Origin of the sequence: Rhizobium sp. P44RR-XXIV (genome assembly GCF_001999485.2) — a bacterium.
Taxonomy (GTDB): domain Bacteria; phylum Pseudomonadota; class Alphaproteobacteria; order Rhizobiales; family Rhizobiaceae; genus Rhizobium.
Map to the genome: position 1 here is coordinate 963,153 of NZ_MPVZ02000027.1, position 26,484 is coordinate 989,636.

Annotated in this window: 19 protein-coding genes; 9 read left to right on the forward strand and 10 right to left on the reverse strand. The window is 56.1% G+C overall.

The window, feature by feature from the left end:
* Nucleotides 1–179: 179 nt before the first annotated feature.
* Both BSK43_RS16725 and BSK43_RS16730 read right to left on the reverse strand, forming a co-directional pair.
* The gene (locus BSK43_RS16725; RefSeq protein WP_136687025.1) at nt 180–1,025 is read right to left on the reverse strand and encodes a glycosyltransferase family 25 protein; all 846 of its coding nucleotides are present in this window, start codon (nt 1,023–1,025) and stop codon (nt 180–182) included.
* Nucleotides 1,026–1,490: 465 nt separating this feature from the next.
* Complete coding sequence (locus BSK43_RS16730) at nt 1,491–2,525, reverse strand: LacI family DNA-binding transcriptional regulator (protein WP_077471612.1); 1,035 nt, start codon at nt 2,523–2,525, stop codon at nt 1,491–1,493.
* Nucleotides 2,526–2,685: 160 nt separating this feature from the next.
* Between BSK43_RS16730 and BSK43_RS16735 the strand changes: the two genes are divergently transcribed.
* From BSK43_RS16735 to BSK43_RS16770, 7 genes are all read left to right on the forward strand, one after another.
* On the forward strand, nt 2,686–4,257 hold the full coding sequence (locus BSK43_RS16735) for a sugar ABC transporter ATP-binding protein (protein ID WP_077471613.1): 1,572 nt from the start codon (nt 2,686–2,688) through the stop codon (nt 4,255–4,257).
* Nucleotides 4,257–5,270, forward strand: a complete 1,014-nt coding sequence (locus tag BSK43_RS16740; protein ID WP_077471614.1) for an ABC transporter permease — start codon at nt 4,257–4,259, stop codon at nt 5,268–5,270. The genes BSK43_RS16735 and BSK43_RS16740 overlap by 1 nt, the downstream gene beginning before the upstream one ends.
* Nucleotides 5,271–5,376: 106 nt before the next feature.
* Nucleotides 5,377–6,300, forward strand: coding sequence for a sugar ABC transporter substrate-binding protein (locus tag BSK43_RS16745; RefSeq protein ID WP_077471615.1), 924 nt, complete (start codon nt 5,377–5,379; stop codon nt 6,298–6,300).
* A 391-nt stretch (nt 6,301–6,691) separates the two neighbouring features.
* Nucleotides 6,692–7,702 carry a Gfo/Idh/MocA family oxidoreductase gene (locus BSK43_RS16755; RefSeq protein WP_077471617.1) on the forward strand — a complete coding sequence of 337 codons (1,011 nt, stop codon included), beginning with the start codon at nt 6,692–6,694 and terminating at the stop codon, nt 7,700–7,702.
* 12 nt (nt 7,703–7,714) lie between these two features.
* Nucleotides 7,715–8,674: a sugar phosphate isomerase/epimerase gene (locus BSK43_RS16760; RefSeq protein ID WP_077471618.1), complete on the forward strand. Its 960-nt coding sequence runs from the start codon at nt 7,715–7,717 to the stop codon at nt 8,672–8,674.
* 515 nt (nt 8,675–9,189) lie between these two features.
* Entirely contained in the window at nt 9,190–9,579 is a 390-nt protein-coding gene (locus BSK43_RS16765; protein WP_077471619.1) for a hypothetical protein, read from the forward strand.
* Nucleotides 9,580–10,613: 1,034 nt separating this feature from the next.
* Nucleotides 10,614–11,780 (forward strand): glycosyltransferase, encoded by a 1,167-nt coding sequence (locus BSK43_RS16770; protein WP_077471620.1) that lies wholly within the window; start codon nt 10,614–10,616, stop codon nt 11,778–11,780.
* A 47-nt stretch (nt 11,781–11,827) separates the two neighbouring features.
* Here BSK43_RS16770 and BSK43_RS16775 read toward each other — a convergent pair whose 3' ends face one another.
* The 3 genes from BSK43_RS16775 to BSK43_RS16785 all read right to left on the reverse strand — a co-directional run bounded on the left by BSK43_RS16775 (nt 11,828) and on the right by BSK43_RS16785 (nt 15,410).
* The gene (locus tag BSK43_RS16775) at nt 11,828–12,760 is read right to left on the reverse strand and encodes a 1,3-beta-glucanase (RefSeq protein WP_077471621.1); all 933 of its coding nucleotides are present in this window, start codon (nt 12,758–12,760) and stop codon (nt 11,828–11,830) included.
* 57 nt (nt 12,761–12,817) lie between these two features.
* Nucleotides 12,818–13,900 (reverse strand): glycosyltransferase family 4 protein, encoded by a 1,083-nt coding sequence (locus BSK43_RS16780; RefSeq protein WP_077471622.1) that lies wholly within the window; start codon nt 13,898–13,900, stop codon nt 12,818–12,820.
* A gap of 169 nt (nt 13,901–14,069) precedes the next feature.
* Nucleotides 14,070–15,410 carry an NAD(P)-binding protein gene (locus tag BSK43_RS16785; protein WP_077471623.1) on the reverse strand — a complete coding sequence of 447 codons (1,341 nt, stop codon included), beginning with the start codon at nt 15,408–15,410 and terminating at the stop codon, nt 14,070–14,072.
* Between the two features lie 305 nt (nt 15,411–15,715).
* On the opposite strand from BSK43_RS16785, the gene BSK43_RS16790 reads away from it, so the two are divergent.
* Nucleotides 15,716–17,683, forward strand: a complete 1,968-nt coding sequence (locus tag BSK43_RS16790; protein ID WP_077471624.1) for a hydrolase — start codon at nt 15,716–15,718, stop codon at nt 17,681–17,683.
* 212 nt (nt 17,684–17,895) lie between these two features.
* Nucleotides 17,896–19,335 (forward strand): lipopolysaccharide biosynthesis protein, encoded by a 1,440-nt coding sequence (locus BSK43_RS16795; protein ID WP_077471625.1) that lies wholly within the window; start codon nt 17,896–17,898, stop codon nt 19,333–19,335.
* A 36-nt stretch (nt 19,336–19,371) separates the two neighbouring features.
* Here the strand turns inward: BSK43_RS16795 and BSK43_RS16800 are convergent, their stop codons facing one another.
* From BSK43_RS16800 to BSK43_RS16820, 5 genes are all read right to left on the reverse strand, one after another.
* Nucleotides 19,372–20,373: a glycosyltransferase family 2 protein gene (locus BSK43_RS16800; protein WP_077471626.1), complete on the reverse strand. Its 1,002-nt coding sequence runs from the start codon at nt 20,371–20,373 to the stop codon at nt 19,372–19,374.
* A 95-nt stretch (nt 20,374–20,468) separates the two neighbouring features.
* On the reverse strand, nt 20,469–22,175 hold the full coding sequence (locus BSK43_RS16805; RefSeq protein ID WP_077471627.1) for a Wzz/FepE/Etk N-terminal domain-containing protein: 1,707 nt from the start codon (nt 22,173–22,175) through the stop codon (nt 20,469–20,471).
* On the reverse strand, nt 22,172–24,211 hold the full coding sequence (locus BSK43_RS16810; RefSeq protein WP_077471628.1) for a glycosyltransferase: 2,040 nt from the start codon (nt 24,209–24,211) through the stop codon (nt 22,172–22,174). Before BSK43_RS16810 ends, BSK43_RS16805 begins: the two co-directional genes overlap by 4 nt.
* The gene (locus BSK43_RS16815; RefSeq protein ID WP_077471629.1) at nt 24,208–25,611 is read right to left on the reverse strand and encodes a hypothetical protein; all 1,404 of its coding nucleotides are present in this window, start codon (nt 25,609–25,611) and stop codon (nt 24,208–24,210) included. The genes BSK43_RS16810 and BSK43_RS16815 overlap by 4 nt, the downstream gene beginning before the upstream one ends.
* A gap of 140 nt (nt 25,612–25,751) precedes the next feature.
* Complete coding sequence (locus BSK43_RS16820) at nt 25,752–26,444, reverse strand: class I SAM-dependent methyltransferase (protein ID WP_077471630.1); 693 nt, start codon at nt 26,442–26,444, stop codon at nt 25,752–25,754.
* Nucleotides 26,445–26,484 lie beyond the last annotated feature (40 nt).

Below are 26,484 nucleotides of genomic sequence, written 5' to 3' on the forward strand. Positions count from 1 at the left end.
TTCTCCAATGTCTGGCCGATGAGGCCATGGCCTTGATTTCAAAAAGTCTCTCGCATGCCAGCATCAAGTTGGGCCGTTGCCGGTCATGGTTGGTGGTTTGCAAAAGGAGCTACTTGTCCTCCAATAATCACCGGCTTTGATTGCAGCGATCGACGTCTGGGAGAGTGAATAGCGCGATGTCATTTCATCCACCTGAAGCGCAGCAGAATTCCTGCCCGAAACAGAAAGCGTGTTGCCTCGAACCAGACGCGGTATGGATAGATGCTGAAGCGGCGCCACCATGGCAGCCGGTACTGATGATGTCCCTGCTGGATCTGCGTTGGAAAACCGGTCATCTGGTCGACCGGCACCGGGTTCACGAAAACCGCCCGCAATCCGGCGAAGTGTTCAAGGTCGTAGGCGAGATCGAAAGGCAATTTCATCGGCATCAGCTTCTCGACCATCCATCTGGCTGCGCGTCTGTTGATGACGTAGGCACCGGACCCTTTCTCCCGCGTCAGCGCGATGGCGAGCGACCGCTTCGATGTGATTGCCCGAAAGGGATATTTGCGGCCGGTATTGACCGTCGAGAGACGTAGAATGTCCCATGTCGCCCCGGCGTTCAGCGCGCCACGCAGCAGATCGCCAAAATCCTCCGGAAAGACCAGGTCATCTTCAAGAATGAGGGCATGCGGCTCACCCGAAGCAAGGAAACGCCTCACGCATTCGATGTGGCTTAGGTAGCAGCCCACCTCGCATGGATTCGCCCGTCTTCCATGGCATCTGCGATATGCTTCGGCGTCAAATTCTGGGATCGGGAAGGTGATATTCCGGCCGTCTACCGCCGACACCCGCTCGAACGGCAACCCTGCGCGTGAAAGTCCCTTGCTCATGAAGGTGAGGCGATCCTCGGCCCGATCAAGATTGATGAGGTAGGTCTTCAGCCGAAGGGCGATCGGACCTGACGAAGGCATGCTGAAAGAATTTCCGCCGGGAAAGTTTTCGACATTGGCAGATCTGTTCAGGCGAAGGCTGCTAGCGCTCATGATAATCCTGCCGAAGCCGCTCGATTTCCTTTTGCACGAAGCCCTGCCGCAGCTTCGTTTTGGATATGCGCCGTGAGGCGGCGTCAGTGCTTGGTGCTTTTACGGCGGGAAGATTGCCGGGATTTTTCCAAAACCATACGGTTTCGTAAGCACGGCACAGTATGGCCCAACGATCGGTCACATGTGCCGGTCGCCTCGATGTCGATGGGGAGATGTGTTGGGCAGGCTTGTCAAAGATTACATACAGCGCCGGATGCGGTTACCGTCGGAATGTTCATCGACAACGGAATGAGGCGGTTGCAGCTCGAAATCTCATTGAGGGCATCGTCATGCTCGGAGATTAGTTGACAGCCGAGGCGAGTGGACCCCGGAATGCCTACCGTATTTCCCATGGGGCGAGTCCGTTTTGGAATGGATCTTGCCTCACCACCACCGATGAAGGGGCCGGTAGTGCCGGTGTCACCGTCAAATATTGGCGGCCGTATAGATCTCGAACGGCAGAATATGCTGTGACACCTGGGGTGTTCTATGCGTATCGAGTGCCTCCGCCATCGCGCGAACCAGTGTTTCGGCCAGCAAGCGCGGGGGGTGTGAGAGGACGACTTTGATCAATCCTTCCGCCAATCCAGTGCGCGTCTCGTTGGTGAGTTCGTGCGCGGCGACCATCAGACGCTTCGCTGCGGGTCCGCCATCCTCGCGCAGTGCGCGCATGACGCCGGTCACGCCGCCGCCGGCGACATAGAGGCCGACCCAGTCGGGCTCCGAACGCAGCAGTTTCCGTGTGAGTTCATAGGCCAGCTCAGGTTCTTCCTGCGTTCCCATGGTTTCCATCATCTGGAAATCGGGCGCGCTCTCGCGAAAATAGGATCGAAATCCGATTTCACAGAGCTCCTGCGCCAGATAACGATGGCTCCCGACAAAGACTGCGACTTTCCCCGGCTTCGGATTTACGTTGTCTATGAACCAGGCGGCGGTCCGGCCTTTCTTGACGCAGTCATTGCCGACGTAACCGGCCCGGCCCGGCGCGGAAAGGTCCGAGATCATCGTGAACACCGGAATGCCTTCCGCCTCCAGGCCATCGACGGCATGGTTCACCTGCGGATGATCGGAGGTAATCATGCCGATCGCGTCCACCTCGCGGCTCAACGCCAGAATTGCTTCTGCCGCCTTGGCTGGACTGAGGTCATCCATGAAGCGGACAATGGCTCGTCCATGGGCTTCGGGGTAAAGCTCGACAGCTTTCGTCAGCACGTCGGCCCACATCTGGTAGAGCTTGCGGTGGGACTGCTTCAATAGGAAGCCGAGTTTGATGACCGGCTTGTCGCTCTCGATCCTTCGCCGAATGGCGGTCACCCCGTGAAAGCCGATCTTTTCAGCCGCCAGTAGCACGCGTTCGGCCGTCTGTGGGCGAACCGGGTCGCGGCCGTTCAGCACACGGTCGACCGTGGATACACCCACATTTGCTGCCTTTGCCAAATCGGCGATGGTCGGTCGGCTCATCGTGAATCTCCCAAATTGTGAAAGCAATTATGATGTAATTTGGGAGAATCGTCCACGAATAAATTGACAGAAAATGGAAAGATGTGGTGATTTGCCGCCCATTGGAGGAAGTGCTCGGTTGAGCTGAGTGCACAAAATCCTGTTTCGGGAGGACCGGTTCATGCCAGCGGCGATCAATTCGGCGAATGATTTCGCGCGCCCTTGCGGACCTGATGGGAACGCAACTGCGGATAATTTCGTCCTTGAGATGCGAAGCATCACCAAGGCATTTCCCGGCGTTCTCGCGCTGGATGGGATGAACCTCAAGGTTCGGGCCGGCAAGGTCCATGTGCTCGTCGGCGAGAACGGCGCCGGCAAGTCGACGCTCATGAAAATCCTCAGCGGCACCTACTCCATCGATGGTGGAGAAATCATCTTCAAGGGCGACGTGCTGAGCTCGCAGAATACGGGCACGGCACTTGCTCGCGGCATATCCATGATTCATCAGGAGCTTAGCCCGGTTCTCGACATGACCATCGCCGAGAACATCTTCCTCGGTCGCGAGCCGGTCCTGGCGAGAAAGGGCCCGTTGTCCCGCTTCGTCGATTTCCACAGGATGAACACGGATACGCAGCTCCTGCTGGATCGGCTTGGCCTCAAATATGCGCCTGACACCCGAATGCGCGATCTGTCGATCGCGGCCATGCAGTTGATCGAAATCGTCAAGGCGATTTCACGCGAAGCATCGCTCGTCATCATGGACGAGCCGACCTCGGCGATCAGCGACACTGAAGTGGCCATGCTGTTTCGCCAGATTGCTGATCTGAAGGCGAGTGGCGTCGCGGTCATCTACATCACCCATAAAATGGATGAAATCTTTCAGATCGCCGATGACATTACCGTCATGCGCGACGGTCAGTTCATCGCAGCTGGCCCAGCCAGCGACTATGACGCGAACAAGCTGATCTCGCAGATGGTCGGGCGCACCATATCGAGCATCTTTCCGAAAGAAGAAGTACCGATCGGGGATGTCGTTCTCTCCGTCGAAGGCATCTGCCGCGACGGTTTTTTCCAGGACATCTGCTTCTCTGTACGCGCGGGGGAAATCGTCGGTCTGGCAGGTCTGATCGGCGCGGGGCGAACGGAAGTCGCAAGAGCGATTTTCGGGCTCGATGCATGCGATGAGGGGACGATCCGGCTGAATGGCGCGGCTCTTGAGGTCACTTCCCCGGCCCAGACCATCTCTCAAGGGATCGCCATGGTGTCTGAAGACCGCAAGGCCGAGGGCCTCATTCTTTGCCGGTCGGTTGGCGAGAACATCTCGCTCGCCAACCTCAAGAAGTTCGCCTCCGGCCTCTTCATTGACGAAACGCAGGAGGAGACCGCCGCTCAACGCATGATCAAGATGCTGCAGATCAAGACGCCGGACACGGCCATGATCGTGGAGAACCTGAGCGGCGGCAATCAGCAGAAGATCGTGCTGGCGAAATGGCTGCTCGGCGATTTGAAGCTGCTCATACTCGACGAGCCGACACGCGGCATCGATGTGGGGTCGAAATCCGAGATCCATCGGTTGATGACGGAGTTTGCCCGACAGGGCCTCGCGATCATCATGATCTCATCCGAGTTGCCGGAAATTCTCGGAATGAGCGATCGCGTTGTGGTCATGAGCGAGGGCCGTGTAACGGGCGAACTGACAAGAAGCGAGGCCGATCAGGAAAGCATCATGCGCCTCGCAACGGGAGGACACTGATGACTACGAAACCTGCGGCACCGATATCCAATGACGCCGTCTCGAAACCTCAATCACGATCAAGCGGCTTGAGCGTTGCGCTCGTCTATCGCAAATACGGCACGACACTCATATTCATAGGGATCTGCATTCTTGCCTCGCTGCTGAGCCCGACCTTTCTAACCGAGGCCAATCTGACGAATGTGCTGAGACAGGTTGTCGTCGTCAGCCTGCTCGCCTGCGGCGTGACCTTCATCATCATCCTTGGCCATATCGACGTTTCACTCGGGTCCGTGCTGGCACTTGCCGGCGTCATTGCCGCAAGCGTGATGGCGATGACGGGCAGCATCACGCTTGCGGTCATCGCCGGACTGACAGTCGGCGCGTTAACCGGCATCGTAAACGGCTTCGTCATTACATTTTTCCGCATCCCCTCCTTCATCATGACGCTGGCCATGACGACGGTCGCGCGGGGAGCCGTCCTGCTCTATACGGGCGGCGCGCCGGTTTCCGGACTGGGCGATTTCAAGCTTATCGGTCAGGGCTCCATCGGGCCGCTACCGATCTCCGTGCTCATTTTGGCGGTCTTTGTCGTCATCTCCTGGGTGCTGCTCAACAAGACAAAATTCGGCCGTTACGTCTACGCCGTTGGTGGCAACGAGCGGGCGGCGCGTGCATCCGGTATCAATCCGAGCAGCATCATCGTGAAGGCTTTCATCTTCAACGGGATCCTGTGCGGGGTGGCGGGCATCGTCCTGATGTCGCGCATCAATTCCGGCCAGCCCGCCGGTGGCGTCGGCTACGAATTCGATGCGATCACGGCCGTCGTCGTCGGTGGCACGAGCCTGATGGGCGGCACCGGGACGATCACCGGCACCGTGATCGGCGCCATGATCATCGGCGTCATCAACAACATCCTCAATCTGCTGAATGTCAGCTCCTACTGGCAGCAGATCATCAAGGGGCTGATCATCGCAATCGCGGTCATCCTCGATGTTTGGACAAAGTCGGCCCGGGTCAAGAAGAAGGCATGACATCGTCAGTGCCGCGCGAGCGATGGAGCGCTCGTGCGGAAGACCACCTATGTGTTGGCGCAACGAGCGCTTCGATCGATCTTTGAATCACCAATGGGAGGACCCTATGAAACTTATCGTCAAACTCGCACTTGCCTGCGCCGTTTCCGCTACCGCGCTTTCTGCAGGCGCCGCCATGGCCGCAGACAAATTCGTCGTTGGCTATGCCAACATGGCCGACACAGACGTTTTCGTGATGGCCCGCAAGACTGCCTTTATCGCTGCGGCAAAGGCCGATCCGGATGTCGACATCAAGTTTACCGACGCCAATAATGACGCCAGCAAGCAGCTGGACCAGATCGACAACCTCATCGCCCAAAAGGTCAACGCCATCGTTGTCGTGCCGGTCGACTATCAGGGGATCGTCCCCGGCGTCGAGAAGGCGAATGAAGCGGGTATTCCGGTGATCGCGCTCGGCATCCAGTCGGCGGGTGGCAAATACACGTTCGTGGGCTCGAAAGAGGAGGATGCGGGCCGCCTGCAGGGCGAATACATGAAGGCCCATCTGCCGAAGGATGCCAAGATCCTCTACCTTCAGGGCACTCTCGGCCTTTCTAATACTCAGGGACGTCTCAAGGGCTTCCAGGATGCCCTGGGTCGCCCTGACGTCACGACCCTTGCCAGCCTGACGGGCAATTACGATCGTGCCGAAGGCATGAAGGTCACCGAGGACTGGATCCAGAGCTTCCCGCAGTTCGATGCCATCGTCGCGGCAAACGACCAGATGGCGCTCGGGGCCTTACAGGCTCTGCAGGGTGCTGATCGTCTGAAAGGCGTGATGATCTCGGGCGTCGACGGCGTTCCGGATTCGCTCAATGCCATCAAGGCCGGCGACATGACGCAAACCATCTTTCAGAACGCCGCAGGTCAGGCAAAGGCCGCCTTCGATGTCGTCGAAGGCCTGAAAAAGGGCGAGCCGGCGCCGGCCGAAAAACTCGTACCTTTCGAGTCGATCACCAAGGACAATGTCGCTCAGTACATGAAGAAGTAACATCTCCCAAGCTGCGTGTCGGGCCTGCGCCCGGCACGCACTTGATCCATTAGACCAGACGCAGTCGACAAAGGCTGCTCTTCATCGCCAAGGCACTCAAAATGCGACAGATTCCAACGACGCGATTCTGTACGATCGCCGAGATCGCCAAAAGGACGGAGCTTGGTACAACCACCATTCACCGGGCCATTCAAAATGAACGCTCGGTCAGTGCCGGCACGCGAAACGCCGTGTATTGCGCCATTGTCGAGCTCAACGAGGAGGCGATAAGCCGCTATCGGCGGGAGCTGTCGATTGGCGGCAGTCCGTCAAACAGGATTTCGCCACGCATGTCCGGGCGTGGCGAAATGAATGGATTATACCCGATATCGACAAGCAGACAGGAAAACTCATGACAATAAAGATCGCAATTATCGGGGCAGGCTTGATGGGAGCCGACCACGCGCGTTTGATCGCCGAGGACGTGCCCGGAGCCACCTTGCAGGTCGTGTGCGACGCATCCTTGGAACGCGCTCGCCGGATCGCCGATGATTATGGCGCGGCGCATGCTCTTACCGATCCGCTGCAAACCATTTCGCGCGACGATGTCGACGCGATCCTAATCGCGAGCCCGGACGAAACTCACGCGGCTCTTTCTCTTGCAGCGATCGAAATTGGTAAGCCGATCCTTTGCGAGAAGCCGCTTTCGCAAAGTTCAGACGAATGCCTGCAGGTCATCAGGGCGGAAGTTTCGAAGGGCCGTCAGTTTGTCCAGCTTGGCTTCATGCGGCGCTATGATCCGTCCTACCGGGAAATGAAGTCGGCGCTGACCGGTGGTGAAATCGGCGACGCCATCATGATGCATAACTTCCATCGAAACGTCGAAGCGCCTGCAAATTTCACCGGCCAGATGGCGATTACCAATTCGGCGCCTCACGAGTTCGATGTGGCAAGGTTCGTGCTCGACGCGGACTACACCGCGATATCGGTTTTCCAACCTGCCGGCTTGGATCCCTCACGCACCGGCGCGCCCGTCTTCATGGTTGTCGAGAATGACAAGGGCCAGCTGGTCAACATCGAGGTGAACAACAATGCCGCCTATGGGTATGACGTCCGGGGCGAGTTGGTTGGTCAGAAGGGGTCCGTTTCCCTCAACGCGCCTGTGCACGCCATCCACAACACCAATCTGACGGCAACCGAGCGATACGCACCCGATTGGCGCCCGAGATTTGCCGAGGCCTATCGGCTGCAAAACAAAGCCTTCGTCGAATTTGCGCGAACCGGCAGGTTTCCTGCCATCGCCGCGAATTCCTGGGATGGGTATTGCGCCGCAATCGTTGCCGAAGCCGGCGTTCAAGCGCTGACGAAGCGCGAGAGAATTGTAATTTCGATGGTCGACCGACCGAGCCTTTACGCACGATAATTGGAGTTAGACATGAAACTCGGCTTTGTTTCCGACAGTCTCGGCGGCTTGAAATTCGATGCGGTGCTGGACGAGGCCACCCGCCTTGGCGTCAGCGGCGTCGAGGTCAATACCGGCGGATGGTCGACAGCCCCGCATTTTGACCTGGCTGCGATGAAATCCAGCGCCGAGGCCCGGCGGGCCTTTGGCAGGGCTTTCCAATCGCGCGGCCTCGAGCTCATCGCGTTGAATGCAAACGGAAATCCACTGCATCCTACCCAGCCACAGCAGGCGGAATGCCTCAAGGATACAATTCGGATCGCTGGAGAACTCGGGATAAAGACCGTCTGCACGATGTCCGGCCTTCCTGCAGGCAGCGATGGCGACCTCATGCCCAACTGGGTGGTGTCGAGCTGGCCGCCGGAGACGCAGGAAATCCTGAGATATCAGTGGCATGAGAAGCTCCTGCCGTTCTGGAGCGAGATCGCGGTGCTCGCGAAGGAAAACGGTGTCGAACGTATAGCGCTTGAATTGCATGGCAACCAATGCGTCTACAACATTCCCTCCCTTTTGAAACTGCGGGCGGCGATCGGTCCGGTGATCGGCGCAAACCTCGATCCTTCGCATCTGTTCTGGATGGGGGCGGACCCGCTGGTAGCCGCTCAGGCGCTCGGCGACGCCATCTATCATGTCCATGCCAAGGACACGCTGCTCAACGCCCCGATCCAGGCGACGACGTCATTGCTGGAGAACGGCTCGCTGCTGGACATTCCGGCGCGCAGCTGGTCCTATATCACACTCGGCTTCGGCCATGGCGAAGAGTGGTGGCGTCAATTCTGCTATCGCCTCAAAATGGCTGGATATGATGGGTGGCTTTCGATCGAGCACGAAGACGTGCTTCTTAACAGCATCGAGGGGTTGGAAAAGTCCGTTGCGGTCATGAAGCAGGTGATGCCGGTTGCCGTCAGCGATTACAGCCCTCAGGCGATATGACATTGTGAACCGTGTTCGATGGGCATTTCATCGATCTGGTACCTTTAGTTCGGAGTGAACAAGAATGGGTGGAGCTGCTATCGGATAGTGGCTCCCAAACACCGTGGGGGCTTCCATTGCAAAAGTCGGCTGGTGATCAGCGGTTCAATTCCCATTAAGACCGCTGCTTTCTGGCCTGTGTCCACAAACTACGTTGCTAGGGCAAGTCTTTGAATATTATAAGGTAGTTGCTGACGTGAGCGCTACACCGACTAACGTGAAGCAATGGCGTGCGTGAGTTAGGGACATTGTTTTGACACCTCTATACTCGTTGGCAAAAAGATGCTTTGTGGGTGTGCCTCACAAAATCGGTCATGAGCTGCAACGGAACTATCGTCCAGCAGCGATTAAGGCCGCAGCGGTTTTGAGTAGGCCAAGTGGTGCGCTGTGGGTAGTTGCTCGTCCGGATCGAGCTCAGATGTAAGCGATATGCCTATGGATCGGACTAGGTTTCTTTTCGCAAGGGGCATGTGGCCATGACGACTGTCCCGGCCATCATCGCGGTTATCCTCATTGCAGCGGTGATGTTGCCGCTGTTCCTGTTTCTCGTATTCGTGGCGGCGGATGCGCTGGGGCTTTCCTTCGCCGATCGCATCCTTGGTGTCGCCGTCCACGCTTTGATAATCGAGTTCGCCATAGGTAGCGTCGTGAACGTCGTTGGCGGCTTCGCGATAGTTGCCTTAGCGATCTGGGGAAGCCTGCATTTTCCAGAAATGGCGTACCGACTTCTGTCACTGCTCCTAATTCCCGCCGGTCTGTGGCGCGTGTGGCGGGGTGTGGTGATCTGGATTTCGGGTGATCGGACGCAGCCATCGCCTGATCCGGCGAAAAAGCGGGCGAAGCGCTCCGATCGCTTAGGATCGTAGGGCTGAGAGGGAGCAGCGAGGACAATGCGAGGCCGGAGTACCGGCTATTGTCCATCATCCGGAAAACCGAATAGCTTCCAGTTTCCGTTCGATGCGAGATCGAGTGACGTCTCTTCATGATAGGTGGTCAAAGAGAGTATTAGAGATGTCTATGCAGTCGATCTGTCATGGGTATTGAATTCTGTCATGATTTGACCCGTTTTCTGCTTGCACTGACCGTGGCAGGTGAAGGCGGGCCCATGAAGTGCCTCCCTATTTTAAGCCGCTCGCGGGCTATCACGAAGTGGAAAATTGGTTAGTTTCATGTGGTATTCAACACTCGAATGTTTGCTATTGCGAGCGCCACATTACCTAACGCCGCTATGTCTAATCTGTAAAACTCGAGCGCAATCAGGATCTCCCGCTTTGTGAATGGGTCCTGGAAAAGTTGCGTTCTACAGCCGTTATGTGCCCATAGAATAATGCTTCGCATGGTGATACGAGTCGAGTTCATTTGTCGCCGGAACATATAAAAGCATTGTTAATCTACTGATACACATCATTTTGCTTTGAGCATTTTCCTGCCGGTCACCAACGACACAAGTCATGCCCGTTTGAGTGAGCGGCAACCGAATGACACTAGCTACATAAATTCTCTACCGGAAAATGCTACAAATCTTGACAAGGTCTGTCCGTCGCTTGTTGCCAAGTTGGCAAAGCGTTGATTTCTACCAGATAGTGATCCCATTGGACATTTTGTGCTGACTATGGAGATATTTCATATCGCGCCAGATGCTCTATCATTTTTTTGCCAGAATAGAAGTGTGGAAAACTGGAAAAATGGATCAATTCAAGCTAATAATGATAACTTGCTAGCCTATACCTGATTAGATTAACGAGATTGATGGTTGTGAAGAAAACCGTTGTGACGCTCATGGTAGAAAAATGCGTTATTACGGCATGTACAAGCGATTTGAATACGTTTCTATTGTAACTATTGATGCGTATCGTGTCTTGATATCGGCGGTATAATCTGAAGAGATCGAACGGGGCGAATGCAGATGAAAACTGAATTGCCGGTCGGGAAAGAACGATCAACATCCATAGCCCGCAAGAAAATTCTCTACATTCAGCCTGGCACCAGTTCCTTTGCGGGCATTGAGAGGGTTGTCGATACCATATGCACCGCCCTGTCAGATAAATATGCAGCCGATTTTGACATCGATGTTCTCTACACCTCTCAGCACAAGAACAGGCCAAGCGATAGTCAGAGTTACAATACTATCGATAGAATCGTGCGCAATAGACGAGAATTGATGCTCGTTTTGAGGAGCGTGTTCAAAGGGAAGGACTACGATCTTATCGTTGTCCCGCAGATCGAGCCGACCGTGATCTGCATGATTGCCTCTATCGGTATCCGCAGGAATTTTGCCATGCACCTGCATGGCAATCCGCGGTTGGAGCCAAGCCACCTGAAAGCCAAGATACTCTTCCTTCTGATGAGGATTTATTTCATCAGGCGGCTTTCCTATGTGTTTGGCACCTCGCCCAAACAGCTCGAGTCGTTCAGGGCGATGTTCAAGAGCAAAGTGAGGCAATATTGGCTGCCAAACCCCGTCAGGCGATTTGACGCTCTTCGGAACAAGCCGAATGAGGAAAGAGGCTATGTCACCTTCGTGAATGTCGGCCGTTTCTCAGTTCAGAAGGGGCAGGACATCCTTCTAAGAGCGTTTGCTGAACTCCATAAGGTTCGCGAGAATGTTAAGTTGAAGGTTGTGGGTTACGGACCAGGCGAGGCCGAGTTGCGCGATCAGATCAAGCGCCTCAATCTTGAAACCGTGGTGAGCGTTGAACATTATCCGGACAACCCGTCACCGGCCTTAGCGGCAAGTGATGTCTATGTGTCGACGTCACGCTGGGAAGGCTGGTCGTTGGCAATATGCGAGGCTTTGCGGTTTGGTCTTCCGGTCGTATCAACTGATTGCGAATTCGGCCCCAGCGACATTCTTGTCGATAGGCGTCTGGGGCTTCTGGTGCCAGTTGCGGGCGGTGAAGAACTGGTCAATGCGATGATCTATTATTGCGACAATCTCGAGACTGAGCTCTCGCATGCCGAATTCCGGCAAAGTTTCATCGACAGTTATGACACCGAGCGTGTCGTGGATGTGCACGCAGATGCGCTGAGGGTCGCCTCGATCGGTCTTCCACGGGTGATTGCCTGAATCACCCTTTCCCTTTCTCCTGGCGGTTCGCCCGCGAGGTGCGCACGTCACCCATAGACCCTCATATAGTCGATCCGCATATGGGTTTGGCGGTCCTGTGGCAGCAAGGGATTTGGGAAAGGCACATCCGAACGCAACGCGAGCGTCAGAAGCGGCCAGAAGACATCGCGTCGTTCATCCATCTCCGCTGCACGCCCTAGGATCCAATCGACAGGCTCGCCGGTCTTAGGATTGAGGATTTGCTTGCGCTCGAAATAAAAGCGGCACCGCGCGCCCTCGATGAGCAGGCCGTAGCGGAAATAGCCGCTTGTGATGTTGACAGCCGTCGGGACGCCCACCCCTTCGTGATGCTCGCCCGGCTTTCCCCATTCATGCAGATAGGCGCCGTAAAGCTCGTGCTCCCACCCTTTCTGCTCGACGACATCGAGCTCGATGCTCGTTGCCGGAAACAGGATGCTTCTGCCGTTCATCAGCCAGAAAGCAGGAAAGCTCAAAGGATGGGCGGGAAACCACGCCCGCGCCTCGAAATAGCCCTCTCGCCAGCCCTTGAGGATCGTACCGTCCGGTTTTGCTGTCTGGATATTGCCGGAGATCCATTGATATTCCGGTAGATTGTTGCCGTAGTAATTGGGCACATGCATGGGCTGGCCGATGTATTGAGCCGAGATCTGCAGAGCCTTGCCATTGCCTGCAGACGGATCGTCCACGATGGAATAAGGGTCGAAGCCTTCTTCACCGCCGAACCGGCTGAAGGCTGACCGGCCATAAAATCCGCTGTCAAACGTCGTCGCTTTGGCGCCCGCGTGCCATATCGTCTGGTCGAGCGAGACGAAACTCTCATCGAAGATGATATTGCGGCCTTGGGTCGGATCGTGGCGCTCTTCCGCCGCCGGTCTGCCTTTTGTCAGCAATAACCCACCACCGGTTGCCAGCGAAGCCGCTCCGATCAGAAGATTGCGTCGCGATGTCAGGCTTCTCATCGCTTGTTCTCCCATGGTCCGGTGGATCATCAGTGCGTCGCATCAAGCAGTCATGGTCTAGGCAGCGGCGGACGCGCTCTTGTTGTTCTTGGGAAGAACGCCGCCATAAACATCCAATGTTTCGCGTGCGACGCGATTGATGGTCAGGCGCTCGATGTGCACCTGGCTTTTGTCTTTCCATTCCCTGACATGGGCAGGGTTTTCAAGGAGGTGGCAAAGTGCAGCTGCAAGAGCGATTGGATCGTGTGGTGGTACGAGCATTCCGGCCGCGCCATATTCCAGCAATTGCGGAATGCCGTCCACACTGCTGCCGATGACGGCGCAGCCCGCCTCGCGAGCCTCTGATAGAACGAGCGGAGCAGGGTCTGCATGCGAGGGCAGTACGAAGATGTCCGCGGCCATCATCCAAGGAAATGGGTCCTCCTTTGCGCCGAGGAATTCGACGGCGGAAGCGCATTCCATATCGGCAACCATACTACGGTAGTCGGCATGAAACGGGCCGTCTCCAACGATATGGAGCCGGGCCTGCGGATGCTCTTTGTAGGCGAGGCAAAAAGCTTCGAAGAGGTCGGGGAGCCCCTTTCTAGGGTGAAGTCCACCAACGAAAAGAATACTCGGTGACGTCATGACAACCGGGTTCCGACCACGCCCGTTGGAACGGACCGAGCCGATCGTCCCGTTCAAGACGACACGAAGCCGCGATGACGGTATTCCCCGCTTCCGCATCGAGGCGCCGACAGCGTCGCTAACAGCAATGACACGGTTACCAAGACCCATCAGTATCGCGCTCTTTTCAAACTCGTTGTGGACTGTGGTGACGAGAGGAACGCCCGAAAGCCGACAAATCGGCCATGCCAGAACGGCACTCGTCATCATGTGCGCGTGTATGACATCCGGCCGCCAAAGGTTCACGTGCTTGCGCAAGGCGAATGAAGATTTGAGTAGTTTGATCGGTTTGCGATGATGATCGATCATTACTGTCGTGACGTTGTTCTTATGCAGTATTTGGTCGAAATCGCCGCCGCCACTTGCGACGCAGACACTATGCCCCAGCTGCACTTGCGCACAGGCTAAATCGACTGCCGCATGAACATGTCCATTCAGCCTGTTTGTATGATTTAGGATATGTAAAATTCGCATTAAAACGCACCATATATATGTGTGATAAATATAGACACTCTATATCAAGGATGCATTTTGACTATGGTACAGTCTTTCCACCGGATCAATGATAAAAATTCCGAATTTAGCGAATGAAAATTCGAATTATATTCGTATTATTTCTGGTATATTCTTTATATCATGCAATTTAACTGCCTACTGAGATGCGTAGCGCAGCTTCCGCTTCAACCGTAGAGGCGCGCGCAGTCGGTTGGTAGTTAAAACCGCCCTGGCGGCCAAGAGATTCTAGGCCGAAGTCGCGAAGCTGCCGGATCGCTTCAGCTGCGTGCAGGGCAGCCCCTTTGCTATAGATCGGATAGGCCTCGTCAAGCACGTGACTGCCTTCCAGCCTGAGGTCGCCGCGAAACAGGCCATTGGTGTGAACATGGTCTCTGAAATCGCGTTCGGCTCGTTCTGTCGAGCCGCCGACATGGTTGCCGATGACTTCTGCCGTGAAATATTCCCGACCGTCGACTAGGCCATAAAAATCGGAATACATCGTGAGGCGCTTCCAGGCGCCTTGATGGGAGAAGTTATAGATGATCGACTGGGAAAAGCCACGGTCACCAGCAAAACTGAAATAGAGGCCAATGAGCGTGATTGTCTCCAACTTTCGTCCTGAATCCCGCCGACACAATCGTTCCGCCATGTGGATGGGTATGGTTGAAATAATGCGATCGGACGTGACGATCCTGTCCTTGAGTTGTAGTTGAAATTGTCCGCCGATCTTGTCGATCGCCTGCATGTCGGCTGCCAGTTGAAATTCGGCACCATTCCTTTTCAGCCGTTCGGCTGCCGCACTGTAGAGAAATTGGAATCCCTGTTTCGGGCGTGCCATCTGTCGGTTGGTCGGCCCTTGCTGTTTCCGCTTTAGCGCCCGTCCAATCAGGTTCCGGATGGAGGCGTGCTCACTGATCCAGAGCATTCGCTTACGCGCGAGATCAATGTCTATGCCGTCCGTTGCGATCCCGTAGAAGCGCTTCATGTAGGATTCAAGGCCAGATCGATACAAGAGACGGCTACCTATCCAGTAGCGTGCAAATTCCCTCGCATTGCGCATGTTTCGTTGAAAAAGCCGAGCATAGATGACTGAAGCGAATATCCGGATGGTCTCGGCTATTCCGGCTCCGAAGATATCGTCGCGGACCGAGATGGGGTAGGTGGTGATCATGCCCTGAGGATTGAGGCGCGCCCATCTTGGTTCGATCGGGATGTATAGTGGCAACAATTCCGGAAAGTGAGCGAGCAGCGGAGAATCGTCCTGAAATATCAGGCTGCCGATGTCGAACGTGTAGCCCCCGCATGACCAATCGATATGATTGCCGCCGATGTGGTCATACTCGTCAACGATCAGGACCCGACGCAGGCCGTCCCTTAAAAGAACGGATGCCGACACAAGTCCTGAAATACCCGCGCCAAGGACTATGGCGTCGAATTGTTCAGTTTGCGAAATGACGTCGCTAACGGTGAGATGGTCTGCATTGTCCATGGAGTCGTCCCCAGCTCCAGAATTTTTATGAGCGTAATTTAAAATTACGTACAACGAAAGTTTAATTAAGATTTTTTATCAATCTATTTCGAGAAAATGTGTATAAATACGTCAGAATTGGCAAGGTGGAACAGAAATTCGAGTGAAATATTGAGTTATATTTAATTTAACTTGATATATTTCCGTGTATGTAGTTACAATGAATATTGGAGAGGGGTAAAGCCCTCGGGTGAAGCCTGTTTGTCCTGAAGTAAATTACAACCTATAGACTGTGAATATTTCGGTAAACGCCGAGGGGGTATTTCGTGCTGCGGCCAAGCCTCGACGATCTCGATAACAGCATGGGCGAAATCAGGGTGATTTCGACCGATGTATTCGACACGCTGCTTCTGCGGCGAGGAAAATCGCAACGCTCGCGCATCGCTGCCGGCGAAGCACAGTTCGTCCATCTCCTGAAACAACGGGGCCTGATCGTCGGAATAGATGAGCTGGTAAGATGTCGCCTTCTTGCCCAGAAATTTGCCTACCGCGCGCTGAATATTGGCGAGGGTGTCGGCGAGGTGCGTCTCACGGATATTATCAGCTGGCAGCTAAAAATGCTTGGTTTGCCGGACGATCTGGTCGACGAGCGTATCGCCATAGAACTTGCGATCGAGAAAACGTCTCTATCGGCAAATGCGGCGCTTGCGACCTTATTGAGGCAGCAACGGCAGGCGGGAATGCAGGTTATAGCTGTGAGCGATACGGCGCTTTCGACAGGCCAGCTTGCAGAATTGATCAATCACTTCCACGGTCCCGGGCTTATTGACAGGATCTACTCGAGCGCGGATGCTCAGACAAGCAAACGGTTCGGTGGCCTCTTTGCCGCGGTGCTCAAGGCGGAGGCTATTTCTGCGTCAAGCCTCCTGCACATCGGTGACGATGAGGCAGCCGACTTTCGGGTGCCAGACGGGATGGGGATCAAGACGCTTCATATGCCGAAAAGCTTGCTTGAACGCTACACCTCGCGTGTCGACGGCGCCAAAGCTGGTATGTTCAGCCATATTCGTCGGCATGCGGAGCGCCGTGGACATCTTCTTCTGGAGCCGACCGACACGGTATCCTTTGGTCGCGAAGTCTTTGGGCCGATCGTTGCCGAGTTCTGCCTCTACATCTGGCTCTATGCGGAACAAGCCAAACGCAGCAGCGACACGACAGTGCTCTTCTGCGCAAGAGGTGGGATCGGCATCAGGGAAGCATTTGAACGAATGCTGCGCGCTCTTGGTCTCCCCTTCGATGTCAGACGCGAAAATATAATGATTTCACGCTTAGTCGCAGCGCGTTCTGCGGTCGTCACCGGAAGTCCTGCGGTACTGGACGAGCTTGGCCGCGAATTCGAGCGCGGCAGCTTTGCGGATGTTGCGCGGGCACTCGGCGGAAAAAATTACGAATTGCCGGATATCTGGCATCAAACCTTCGATCCCACACGCTTTTTTCCGTTGCTGGATACAGATGCCGGCCAGTCGGTGTTTGAGGATATTCGCAAGCAGAACGAATTGTTTGCGCGTCATCTCGAGGAAATATCGCCGGGCACAAAGCGTATTGTGCTTTGCGATACCGGTCTTTACGGCAGCACCCAGCGTTTGTTGACAGTCGGCTTTCCCGATCGCCGGTTCGAGACTATCCAGTTTGCTCGCTGCAACTATAAAGGGCTAAGCGAGGATCATTTCCCAAGAGTTGCCGGTCTGGTTGTCGAGCAAAATCTATACGATCCGCTCAAGCCGGAAACAACAGTCCTAAGATACTGGCAGATCATCGAGAGCTTGTTCGAGCCGGCGGTACAGTCAGTCCGCTACTTCAGCGAAACCGACGATGGCGCGGTCATGGCGAATTGCGGTGATATCCGCTTCGGCGCGCTCGAGCCTTCCGCCGAAAATCCGCTTCTGCATGGGGCATTGCAATATATCGATCATGTCATGAGCGGTGCCCAGGTTTTACGCGAAGCCGACCATGCCTGGTTGCGGCTCAAACGCGCCATCGCCAATCCGGGCAAGATCGACATCATCGCACTTGGCGTCGGTGCTCGCTCCGTGGATTTCGGACGGTCGGACATGGTGCACGTGCTCAACCGCCCGCAAGCGGCGGACCTCGCCACGAAACTGAAGTCTGTGAAATCGCAGCTGTGGCGCGAGGGTGCTATCGCGCGTGATTTTCCACGTTTCAAACCGCCGCTGCTGGCGGCACTTGAAATGGCGCATGTGCTGAGGGGAGTTTCGGCGCGCCTGCATCGATGAACAGTTGAGTTTGCCAAGGATAGCTTCATGAGTGTTTTGATGCGCATGGGTCACCGCCTAACTCGAAGATCATCAGGCCATCGACCCGAAATTCAGGCAAAGAAGGTTGGAAGAACCGCGAGAGCACCGCTATTGCGCCGTTCACTGGATGCCCGAAAGATTGCGCGGCTCGCGGATGAGACGTGCCGGCGACGGGTGGGGTCCTAGTCGAGATGCTTGCACTCAAAGCCTTCAAGGGAGCAGGTTGGCTTGTCGTTTCGCGATTTGTAGGCCGCCTTATCGACTTTTGCACGCTGCTGTTCTTTGCCCGTATCCTCACACCTGCGGATTTTGGTCTGGCTGCCCTGGCGATGTCGCTTGTCGTCGTTGTCGATACGGTGCTGGAAGTACCGGTCACCCAGGCCATGGTCCGATTAACCGTGATCGACAAGAGTCATCTGGACACAGGTTTTACCCTGAGCATTTCAAGGAGCGGGCTGATTGCGGTCATTGTTATGATCGCCGCCTGGCCCTTCTCGATGTTCAATCACAATCCGCAGCTCACTCCGCTGATAGCCGTTCTTGCCGTCGGGCCGATCATCAAGGGATTTTACAGTCCGGCCATGGTGCATTTCGTTCGGAAACTGGGTTTCCGGCAAACTTTCCTTCTCGAATTTAGCGGCAAGCTATGCGCCTTCGTTGTTGCGATGATTACGGTATTTTCCGGGGGGAGCTATTGGGCGATTGCCGCCAATTTCGTCACCAATTCGATGGCAGCGGTCGCGGTCTCCTATATGCTGGCACCCTACAGACCAGCCCTTTCCCTGGTACGCCTATCCGATTTCGCCGGCTTCGTCGGCTGGTTCAGTTCCGCGCAGCTGATCTCGGCGCTGAACTGGCAATTCGACCGCTTCCTGATTGGCGCCGCGACCGACAGCACCACGCTTGGTCGCTATGCTGTTGCGAGTGACGTATCCGTAGTGCCGACGCAAAGCCTGATAGGGCCAGCACTCCAGCCGGTGATGGCGGCGTTTTCGCTCATCACCTCGGATCCGCAGCGCATGCGGCTGGCCTTTCTCAAGGCTGCCCGCTTCGCGATGCTGATCTCGGTGCCGGCTTGCATCGGGATATCTTTGACGGCCGACCTTGTGACCGATCTGTTGCTCGGAGCAAAATGGAAAGATGCAGCACCTTTGCTCAGCATTCTGTCACTGGCGGTGATCCCTATACCCTATTTCCAGACCTTGTATTCCGCTAGCCTTGCCCTTGATCGTCCTCGCACTCTATTCAGGCTGAACGCCATTGATCTATGCCTGCGGATATTGCTGATCTCCGTTGGCTTTTATCTCTTTTCAGTCAGCGGTGTCGGCGTAGCGAGAGTTGTTCTCTCGGCAATCATGTTTGCCTTCTATCTGAATGAGGTACGGGTGCTGCTGGGACTTGGGATTTCGGCACAGTTGAAGAATCTCTGGAAGATCGTGCTTGCTGGCGTGGTGATGGTGGCGTGGGTTGTCATATTGCGAGAGCAATTGGCAGATAGGTCGTTGAACCACATATTGGAGCTTGCCTTTGTCGCGACAACCGGCGCCGCAGCCTATGTCGGGACACTCCTGGTTCTCGGTGTCCGCTTGATTGCCGGAGGCGGCCGCCTCGAGCTGGCCGATCGGCGATAGCAGCGTACACGATCCGTAACGGCGGGCGTCGAGCCTTTATATCAACGCCTGAAGTAGTCCGATTGTGGAACGCTTCCCGGCATTGAGCCGATAGGCAAGACCGCGACGGGCGTTTCGGTTTGGCAATACCATGGTCAGCAGGCAGAACGCTGTGATCGTCACCTTGGTCTTCACGGGATAATATTCTCGCCAGAGCTGCCCAAGCAGGGGCAGAAGGATTGAAGCGGACGGCCGTCGGCCCTCAGCAATCGCCAAATAGAAGCTGCGTTCGAGATAGAAATAGGCTTTCTCGGGGGCAACCAGATCTTCCGCCCGGTCATACTGCGTCAAGATCTGGCGCAGATGCTCCATCCGCAATACAAAACGGTGCAGTTCTGCGCGCAATGAAACCGGATCGACCGGGCGACCCAATCCGGAGATGTTGCGGCCGTGGACGCGATACCGTCCCAGTTTGTCCGAAAGGCTCACCACATCTCCCATGAAGGGCGCGATGAAGAGAATTATGCCATCGACCGCCCGATCATAGTCCATTTCGCGAAGATACTCACAGACGTCGCGCCTGAACACATTGCCCGATGTCGGAGGGCTGGTGTAGACACCCGTGCGCAGCACGCGATCCCTGATCGTATGACGGTCGCGAAAAGCCTCCAGAGTTGTTCCACTGCTGGTGACGTTTCCTTGGTGATCGATGCGCGTCAACGAGAACTGAAGCTTGGCAACGTCACTATCCAGCTTGGATAATATCGTCGCAAGCGAGCCAGGAGCCAACTCGTCGTCTGCGTCGAGAAACAGGATAAAGGGTGCGTGCGTCCGTTCGAGCCCGTAGAAGCCGGCGGCTCTTTGCCCACTATTTTCGATCCGGTAAGCCGTGACACCTTCACGCTGGATGACATCCCACGACGAATCCGTAGAGCCATCGTCGACGACGACAAGCTCGCACTCCTCGCAGCCCTGGGAGACGACGCTGCGGATTGCGTTCGCCACGTAGGCCTCATAGTTCCAGCAGGTTATGACGACGGCAATTCGCGGTATCTCCATTTTGTCCTATCTACCCCTCATTCTAAACCGATCCGTTGAAGCCACCCGGCCTTGGCGCCATCTGCCGTAGCCGTTCTGCCATCGGGTGTTGCGCATCAGGTCTTTGCCAGGTCGATGACAGTACCGATGACATTGGCGCCGGAGCGCCGCAATTGTTGCAATGCGTCACTGACCTCGTCCGTCGTTGTTTTTCCGGCGTGCGCCACGATCAACACCGCGTCCGCGTGGGCCGCCAAAGCCAGGGCATCACTTGAGCCATCTATCGGCGGTAGACCTAGGAGCACATCTCCTCTGGCGCGCGCGGTTTCCACAATCCGCCCGACCCGACGATCACGAAAGTCGACATAGAGGTTCGTCAGGGCGTTGTTGGAGTGGATCGGAAGGACGGCGATGCCATGGCCGTCGCCGCGGCCGTTGGCAAAGATCACCTGCTCGGGGCGTATGTCGGCAACGAGAGCATCGGCCAGAGAGGTCGTCGCCAGCCTTTCCGGATCATGATCTCTGAGATCGGACGGATGCGTCTCGGCGTTGAAGAGCGTGATATGCCGGCCGCTTCGATTGATGAATTGCGCCAGGCTAAGGCACAGAGCCGAAACGCCCGAGGCACCGTCCCAGGCGGTGACAGCGACAATGATGCCGCGTTCGTTGCGAATTGCCGAACAAGCGATTTCGATGGATGTTCGAAGGTCGCGTATTGCAGCAGCGTAAGCATTGCCTGGCTGGTTGATGACGACGGAAACGTGTCGGCGGTGTGAGCCCCGAAAGACACCCCCACGACTTACCGCATCCGGTAGTGTTCCCAGACAGGGTATTCCGGTGTCGCGCGCCAAATCCTTGCCGTTACGCACCTTGCGATCAAGCGCCAGATTGAGCGCAATGAAGGAAAAGCTGCAAAGCAGACCGAGAATGCCGCCAAGAGCTATGATTAACGTGGTGCGTGGGCCGGATGGGCCGAGCGGTGCTTGCGCGGCGCCGATAATCCGGGCGTCTCCGTCGGGGGTAGGGATTGCGGGCAGTGCGCCTTGCTTCATGGCAATCGTCGCAGCGTCGACCTGTGCCGCCAATGCGTCGAGGCGCCATTGCAAGACTTCAGTCCCCGCCTGCGCCATTTCTTCCTTAGAGGTAACGGCCTGGAGGACATAGCCGGAAACCGCGGCATTGGCGATACGGGCGGCAAGTGCCGGATCGGATGAGGAGTAGCTGATCTCTATGACATAGGATTGGCCCACGCGGCGCACGTCGAGATGTTGCGCGAAATTCTGGAATGCTGCCTCGCGACCGTCGGCGTTGCGTGATGTCGTGGTGTCAGACGGACGTGGAGCTTTGCCTCCACCTGGACCGGTTATCTTGAGCCACAATCCATCCAGAACGCCTTCCACTTTGTTGACGATGATATCGCGCATGCGCGGCGGTTGCGGACCGAGTTCCGGGCTATTGGCCAGATCCAGGCTGTCGAAAACTGCGGAAAGCAGTCGCTCCGAGCGGATAATCTGAAGTTCACTATCCGCCCTGTTCGGGTCCAGGTTTTGCGCGTCCTGGCTGGAGGCCAGCGTCGAGCGATGCGGCTCAAGCAGAATTGAAGCCGTTGCGGTATAAATGCGCGGTAACGAATGAGCGTAAAATGCCGCAACGCCGATGCCGACGGCAGTGCAGAGGATCAGCGTCGTCTTGTGATTCAGCGCCAGCATGCTCATCGAGCGCAGCAGCGCGATCGGTCCTTCGTTGGATCTGTCGGTGGAAAGGTCGTCGAGCCGCCAGAGCCGGGACGAACGTTCCAAGAGAGACGGGCTGTTCTGCGTCATCTAGTCCTGACCTCCGACTTAAGTTGCGCTGGATTGTTTCTAGGCTGCAGTCCAGCCGCACGCTCGGGCTGCAGATGGCCGCGAAGAAGATCGACGATGGCAATCAGATTGCCTCTCAGACGTCCACGGCGGTCGACGAAGGGCTCGGGCCGAGCTGCTCGGGCGAAGTTCATGGCCATGTTGCAGAAGATGTGATTGGCGACCATCGTGCTGCTCATCGTTCCCTTGCTGAGCATGTAGATGGGGTTTACGATCTGCGAATAGCCGAACCGTTCCCCGCTGACGCGGCCGCTTTTGACGCCCATGTGCACGCCGAAAGCCTCCGCGGATTTGACGAAGCGGCCACCGCGTTTGGCCAGGGTCGCGGCAAAATCACGGTCCTCGAGCCAGCCGTAGAGAACCAGGCGCTCATCGAAACGCGTTTCCCCGAGGCTTTCCACCCGGAACGCCATGTTGCAGCCATAAGGGCTATAGGGCTCAATCCAGGCCCAGTCGCTTGGCTTGGCTGCGTCAACAAGGCGCAATGCCTCCTCGAACCCTATTCCCGGACCGCCGACGCCATCGGCAAGAACGCGTCCGGTGAAACCAACGATCTGATGGTCATCACGGAATGCTCTAGCCGCTGCCGCCAGCCATTTCTTGTCGGCCAGGAAGTCGTCGTCGAAAAAGGCGACGAATTCGCAGTCCTCCGGAAGGCTCAGAAGGGCGGTGTTGCGTTGGCTGGTTAGGCCCGGAGCACCGGTTACCACTGTCACTTCCTGATGGCCGACAAGATCGCCGGCATCCGCGATATCGGGGCAGGAAACGATGACGGCCATTGGCTTCAATGTTTGCGTGGCCAGCAGGTGGCGCACGGTAGCGCTGACGATACCCGGGCGTCCCCGCGTTGCGACGATGACAGCGACACGTGGAGCGCTTGTACTGGATGGTTTGTATGTCTTTGGCCGGGCGATAGGCTGTTCAAGTAATTCCATGTAACCGGCTGCGGTTTGTGACCAGGAGAAGTTTCCGATCTGTTCATATCCCCGCCCGACGAGGTCTTCGCACAGGGCCGAGGACTCTTTTAGAGTTTGGATTTGCCGGACCCAGGCGGCGGGATCCGTGGGCGAGGCGAACAGCGCCGCTTCGCCGCAGACCTCCGGTATGCTGGCGCAATGAGAGGCGACGACGGGGCATCCCCGTGCCATCGCCTCGACGATCGGAAGACCAAAGCCTTCAGTCAAGGATGGAAAGGCAAGGCAGAGTGCTCTTTCGAGCAGGTAAGCTAGGTCATGGTCAGAGACGCGGCCGATCAGATGGACATTCGATCTTTCCCTGAGGGCGCCGGGAACGAAAATATCCGCGCCTCCGCCGGCGATCACGATGTCGACACCGATCTCGTCAAGTCCCGAAGCCGCGTCGATAAGGAGAGCGAGATTTTTGTGACGTGCTTGTGAGCCGAGGGCGAGAATAAACCGGCGATCGCTCCGCCCCAAGGTCTGGGCTATGAAGCTCGGCGCGATTTGCGCCAGCGCCGGATCCCAGCCTAGTGCGTGTTCGTGACCGTTCGGAAGCACGACGATGTCGTCCAGCTTGATCGGTAAATGTCGGGTGATCTGCCGCGCGGCGGCATGTGATACGGTGACGATGCGGGCGGACCGGCGCACGAGGAGCGGCTGCAGGGTCTGATAGACGGCTCGAAATGCGCGACTGTAGCTGTCGGGGGTGGTGAAAACATTGGCGTCATGAATGCAGACGATTTGATCAGTCTTTGTGGCGGGCGCGGTATTGCACAGATTGAGGAGCCGGCCATGCCATTGCGCAGGGAGTGTCATCTGTTCCCAGGCGTGACCGGAAAGAGCTCCGGATTGAACCAGCGGCATATGGCCGAAGCCGGGATCTGGTGCCCCTGAAGGCGCGATGATTGCAGCGTGTTTGTCCACAGCAGCAAGCGCCCCGTCGAGGGCTCGCACAACGTTCGAGGCATAGCGCTGCACTCCCGTTGCATTTTGCGTGAGGAAACGGCCGTTGACCGCAAAGAGGGCGCGAGCGCTCATATGGCGATTGCTCCTATGGGGCGGTTCGCATGCACTATTTGCCTGCTGCGCTCGGGCCACGCCGAGGCCAGGCCGGCGAGCATGCAGAAGAAAAGACCCTGATCGATAACGGGACTGACCAGCATGTCGCCCACCAGCAACCCAAAGCAGCCATTACACGCCGACAAACGCGCATCCGCTGTGAAGCTTCCAGGGATGCCACGCTTTCTGATCAGGGCCCCAAAGGCGAAGAGCAGATAGAAGACGGTTCCGGCGACGCCGACATTGGCAAGAAGCGCGAGTATAAAGCTGGATGTGCGGGCAGTGCCGAGGCCAACGCCCAGTCCCATGGTGTCGAAGACATTCTGAATGGCGACAGTATTCCACGCGCCCCGTTCAATTGCCGAGTTTGACGTGGATTTACCGAGTGCGACAATATCGATGTAGTTGTAGACAAGTTTCGACATGGTTGGATCGGTTGCAACAAGAAGCGCAGCGGCGACCGCGATCGTCGGCACGAATACGATGATCAGAGTACTGAAGCGGCGGGCATTCTTTCGCCCTCCGACCATGATGGCGGTTCCATAGAGGACCAATCCCATCACGGGCGCACCGACGAGGCCAGTCGACGACGTCGACATCACAACCAGCGCAAGTGATGCTGCCGCGATTGATCCGGTAAGATAGGGATGACGGCCACAAAGCCAGAGCGTACCGGAAAAGGCGAATACACCAAGTGTCGATCGAGCGTAGGATGACGCCTCTGTAAAGGAGCCGACGATACGCTTGACACCCGCGACCTGGTCATCTGTATGAAGAACGTATTGAGCATTTCGCATGAAGGCGAGCATACTCTGTGTTCCCGTCGAATAGGTCGCAATATCGAGCAATGCAAAGAGCGTGTTGGCGATACTATAGGCAAGTAAGCCTATGAGAACGGCATTGAAGCCCTGTCTGGTCGATGCAACGGCAACCGTCATCGCAAAACAGAGCAGGTTTCCTACCATGTAAACGCTTTGCGTGAGATTGCTTGAGACAGGGACCAGCGGAACTGTGGAGCGGCTGTCATCGAACATCGTTGTTCCAAGCGGAACGATCTGTGTGATGCCGGACAGAAGGCGGGGCGCGAAATAGGCGGTCAGCAAGCCATAGAAGACAAGCAAGGCAAACCAGAAACCTGGCTCGCCAAACCGCAATGCATGAACAAATGCGACCGCGGAGCGCTCACGCGTGATAATGCCAATGGCGAGAAATCCGAGAAGAACATGGCCAGGTTGAATATTTGCAGATCCTATGAACATTGCCGCAGCTGACCCGAATACCGCTGCAATCGCCAGCGCGATGGTTGTCGCGTGGTTTCCAAGAAACAGACAAAAGAGACCACATAAAATTGCGGCAATACCGATAGGCTCGATGCTCATGGCAGGGCCTTTCGATGCTCATGACGATAAGTGGCAGGCAGCCGACCGTCGGGTACGGACCATAAGTGAACGCATGAATCGGATTTTGTGGTTCTCAATTTCCGGGCGACAGCATACGTTCGGAGCGGCTGCATCGGCGGCTACTCGGCAAGAACAAGGAGAGAATAGCCGCCCAGAATCCGTACAGCCAGATCCGGATGAAGAGAATAAAGCAATTTGCGCGGCAACCGCATCAGCATGCTGCTGAACGCTTGATTGGGAAGCTCGAGGCGGCTCGCCGTATATGTATAATCGACGATTGAATAACCGCAGTCGGTAAGTGTCGCAAGTGCAGTATCCTTGAAGAAATAGTGCAGATGCCCGACATTTGCGCGCAGTTTTGTAATTGGCCACGCACGCAACAGTGATTGCACGGACAGATCAAGCGGGATGTGGAAAATCTTGTAGCGACCGCAAGAGCGCAACCCCTTGATAAAGGTGATGTAATCCTCGACATGCTCAATGACATCGGCAATCACGGCAATATCGTATTGCGTATCCTTTTCCTGGAGAATGTCGCCCATACGGAAGGCTACTCGGCTCGTTTCCTTCGTTTTGGCCCTTTGATACGCATGCGGGGAGATTTCGTAGCCTGTCAAACGCGCTTTTGGAAATGTGCGCGACAGATTCAGGAGGATTTCACCCGTGCCGCAGCCGACTTCGCAAAGGCTGTCGAAGTCCAGCCGGTTCTTGCGAATGATCGCTTCGATCTGACGCGCCTTCCACGGTGAATCCTCCTCATGCCACGTTGGATTGAGTTCCGCGTAGTGATCGGTGAGATAAATGTCGTGCAAAGCTAACCATTCCTCATCAAGAGTTCGATTGCTGCGGACT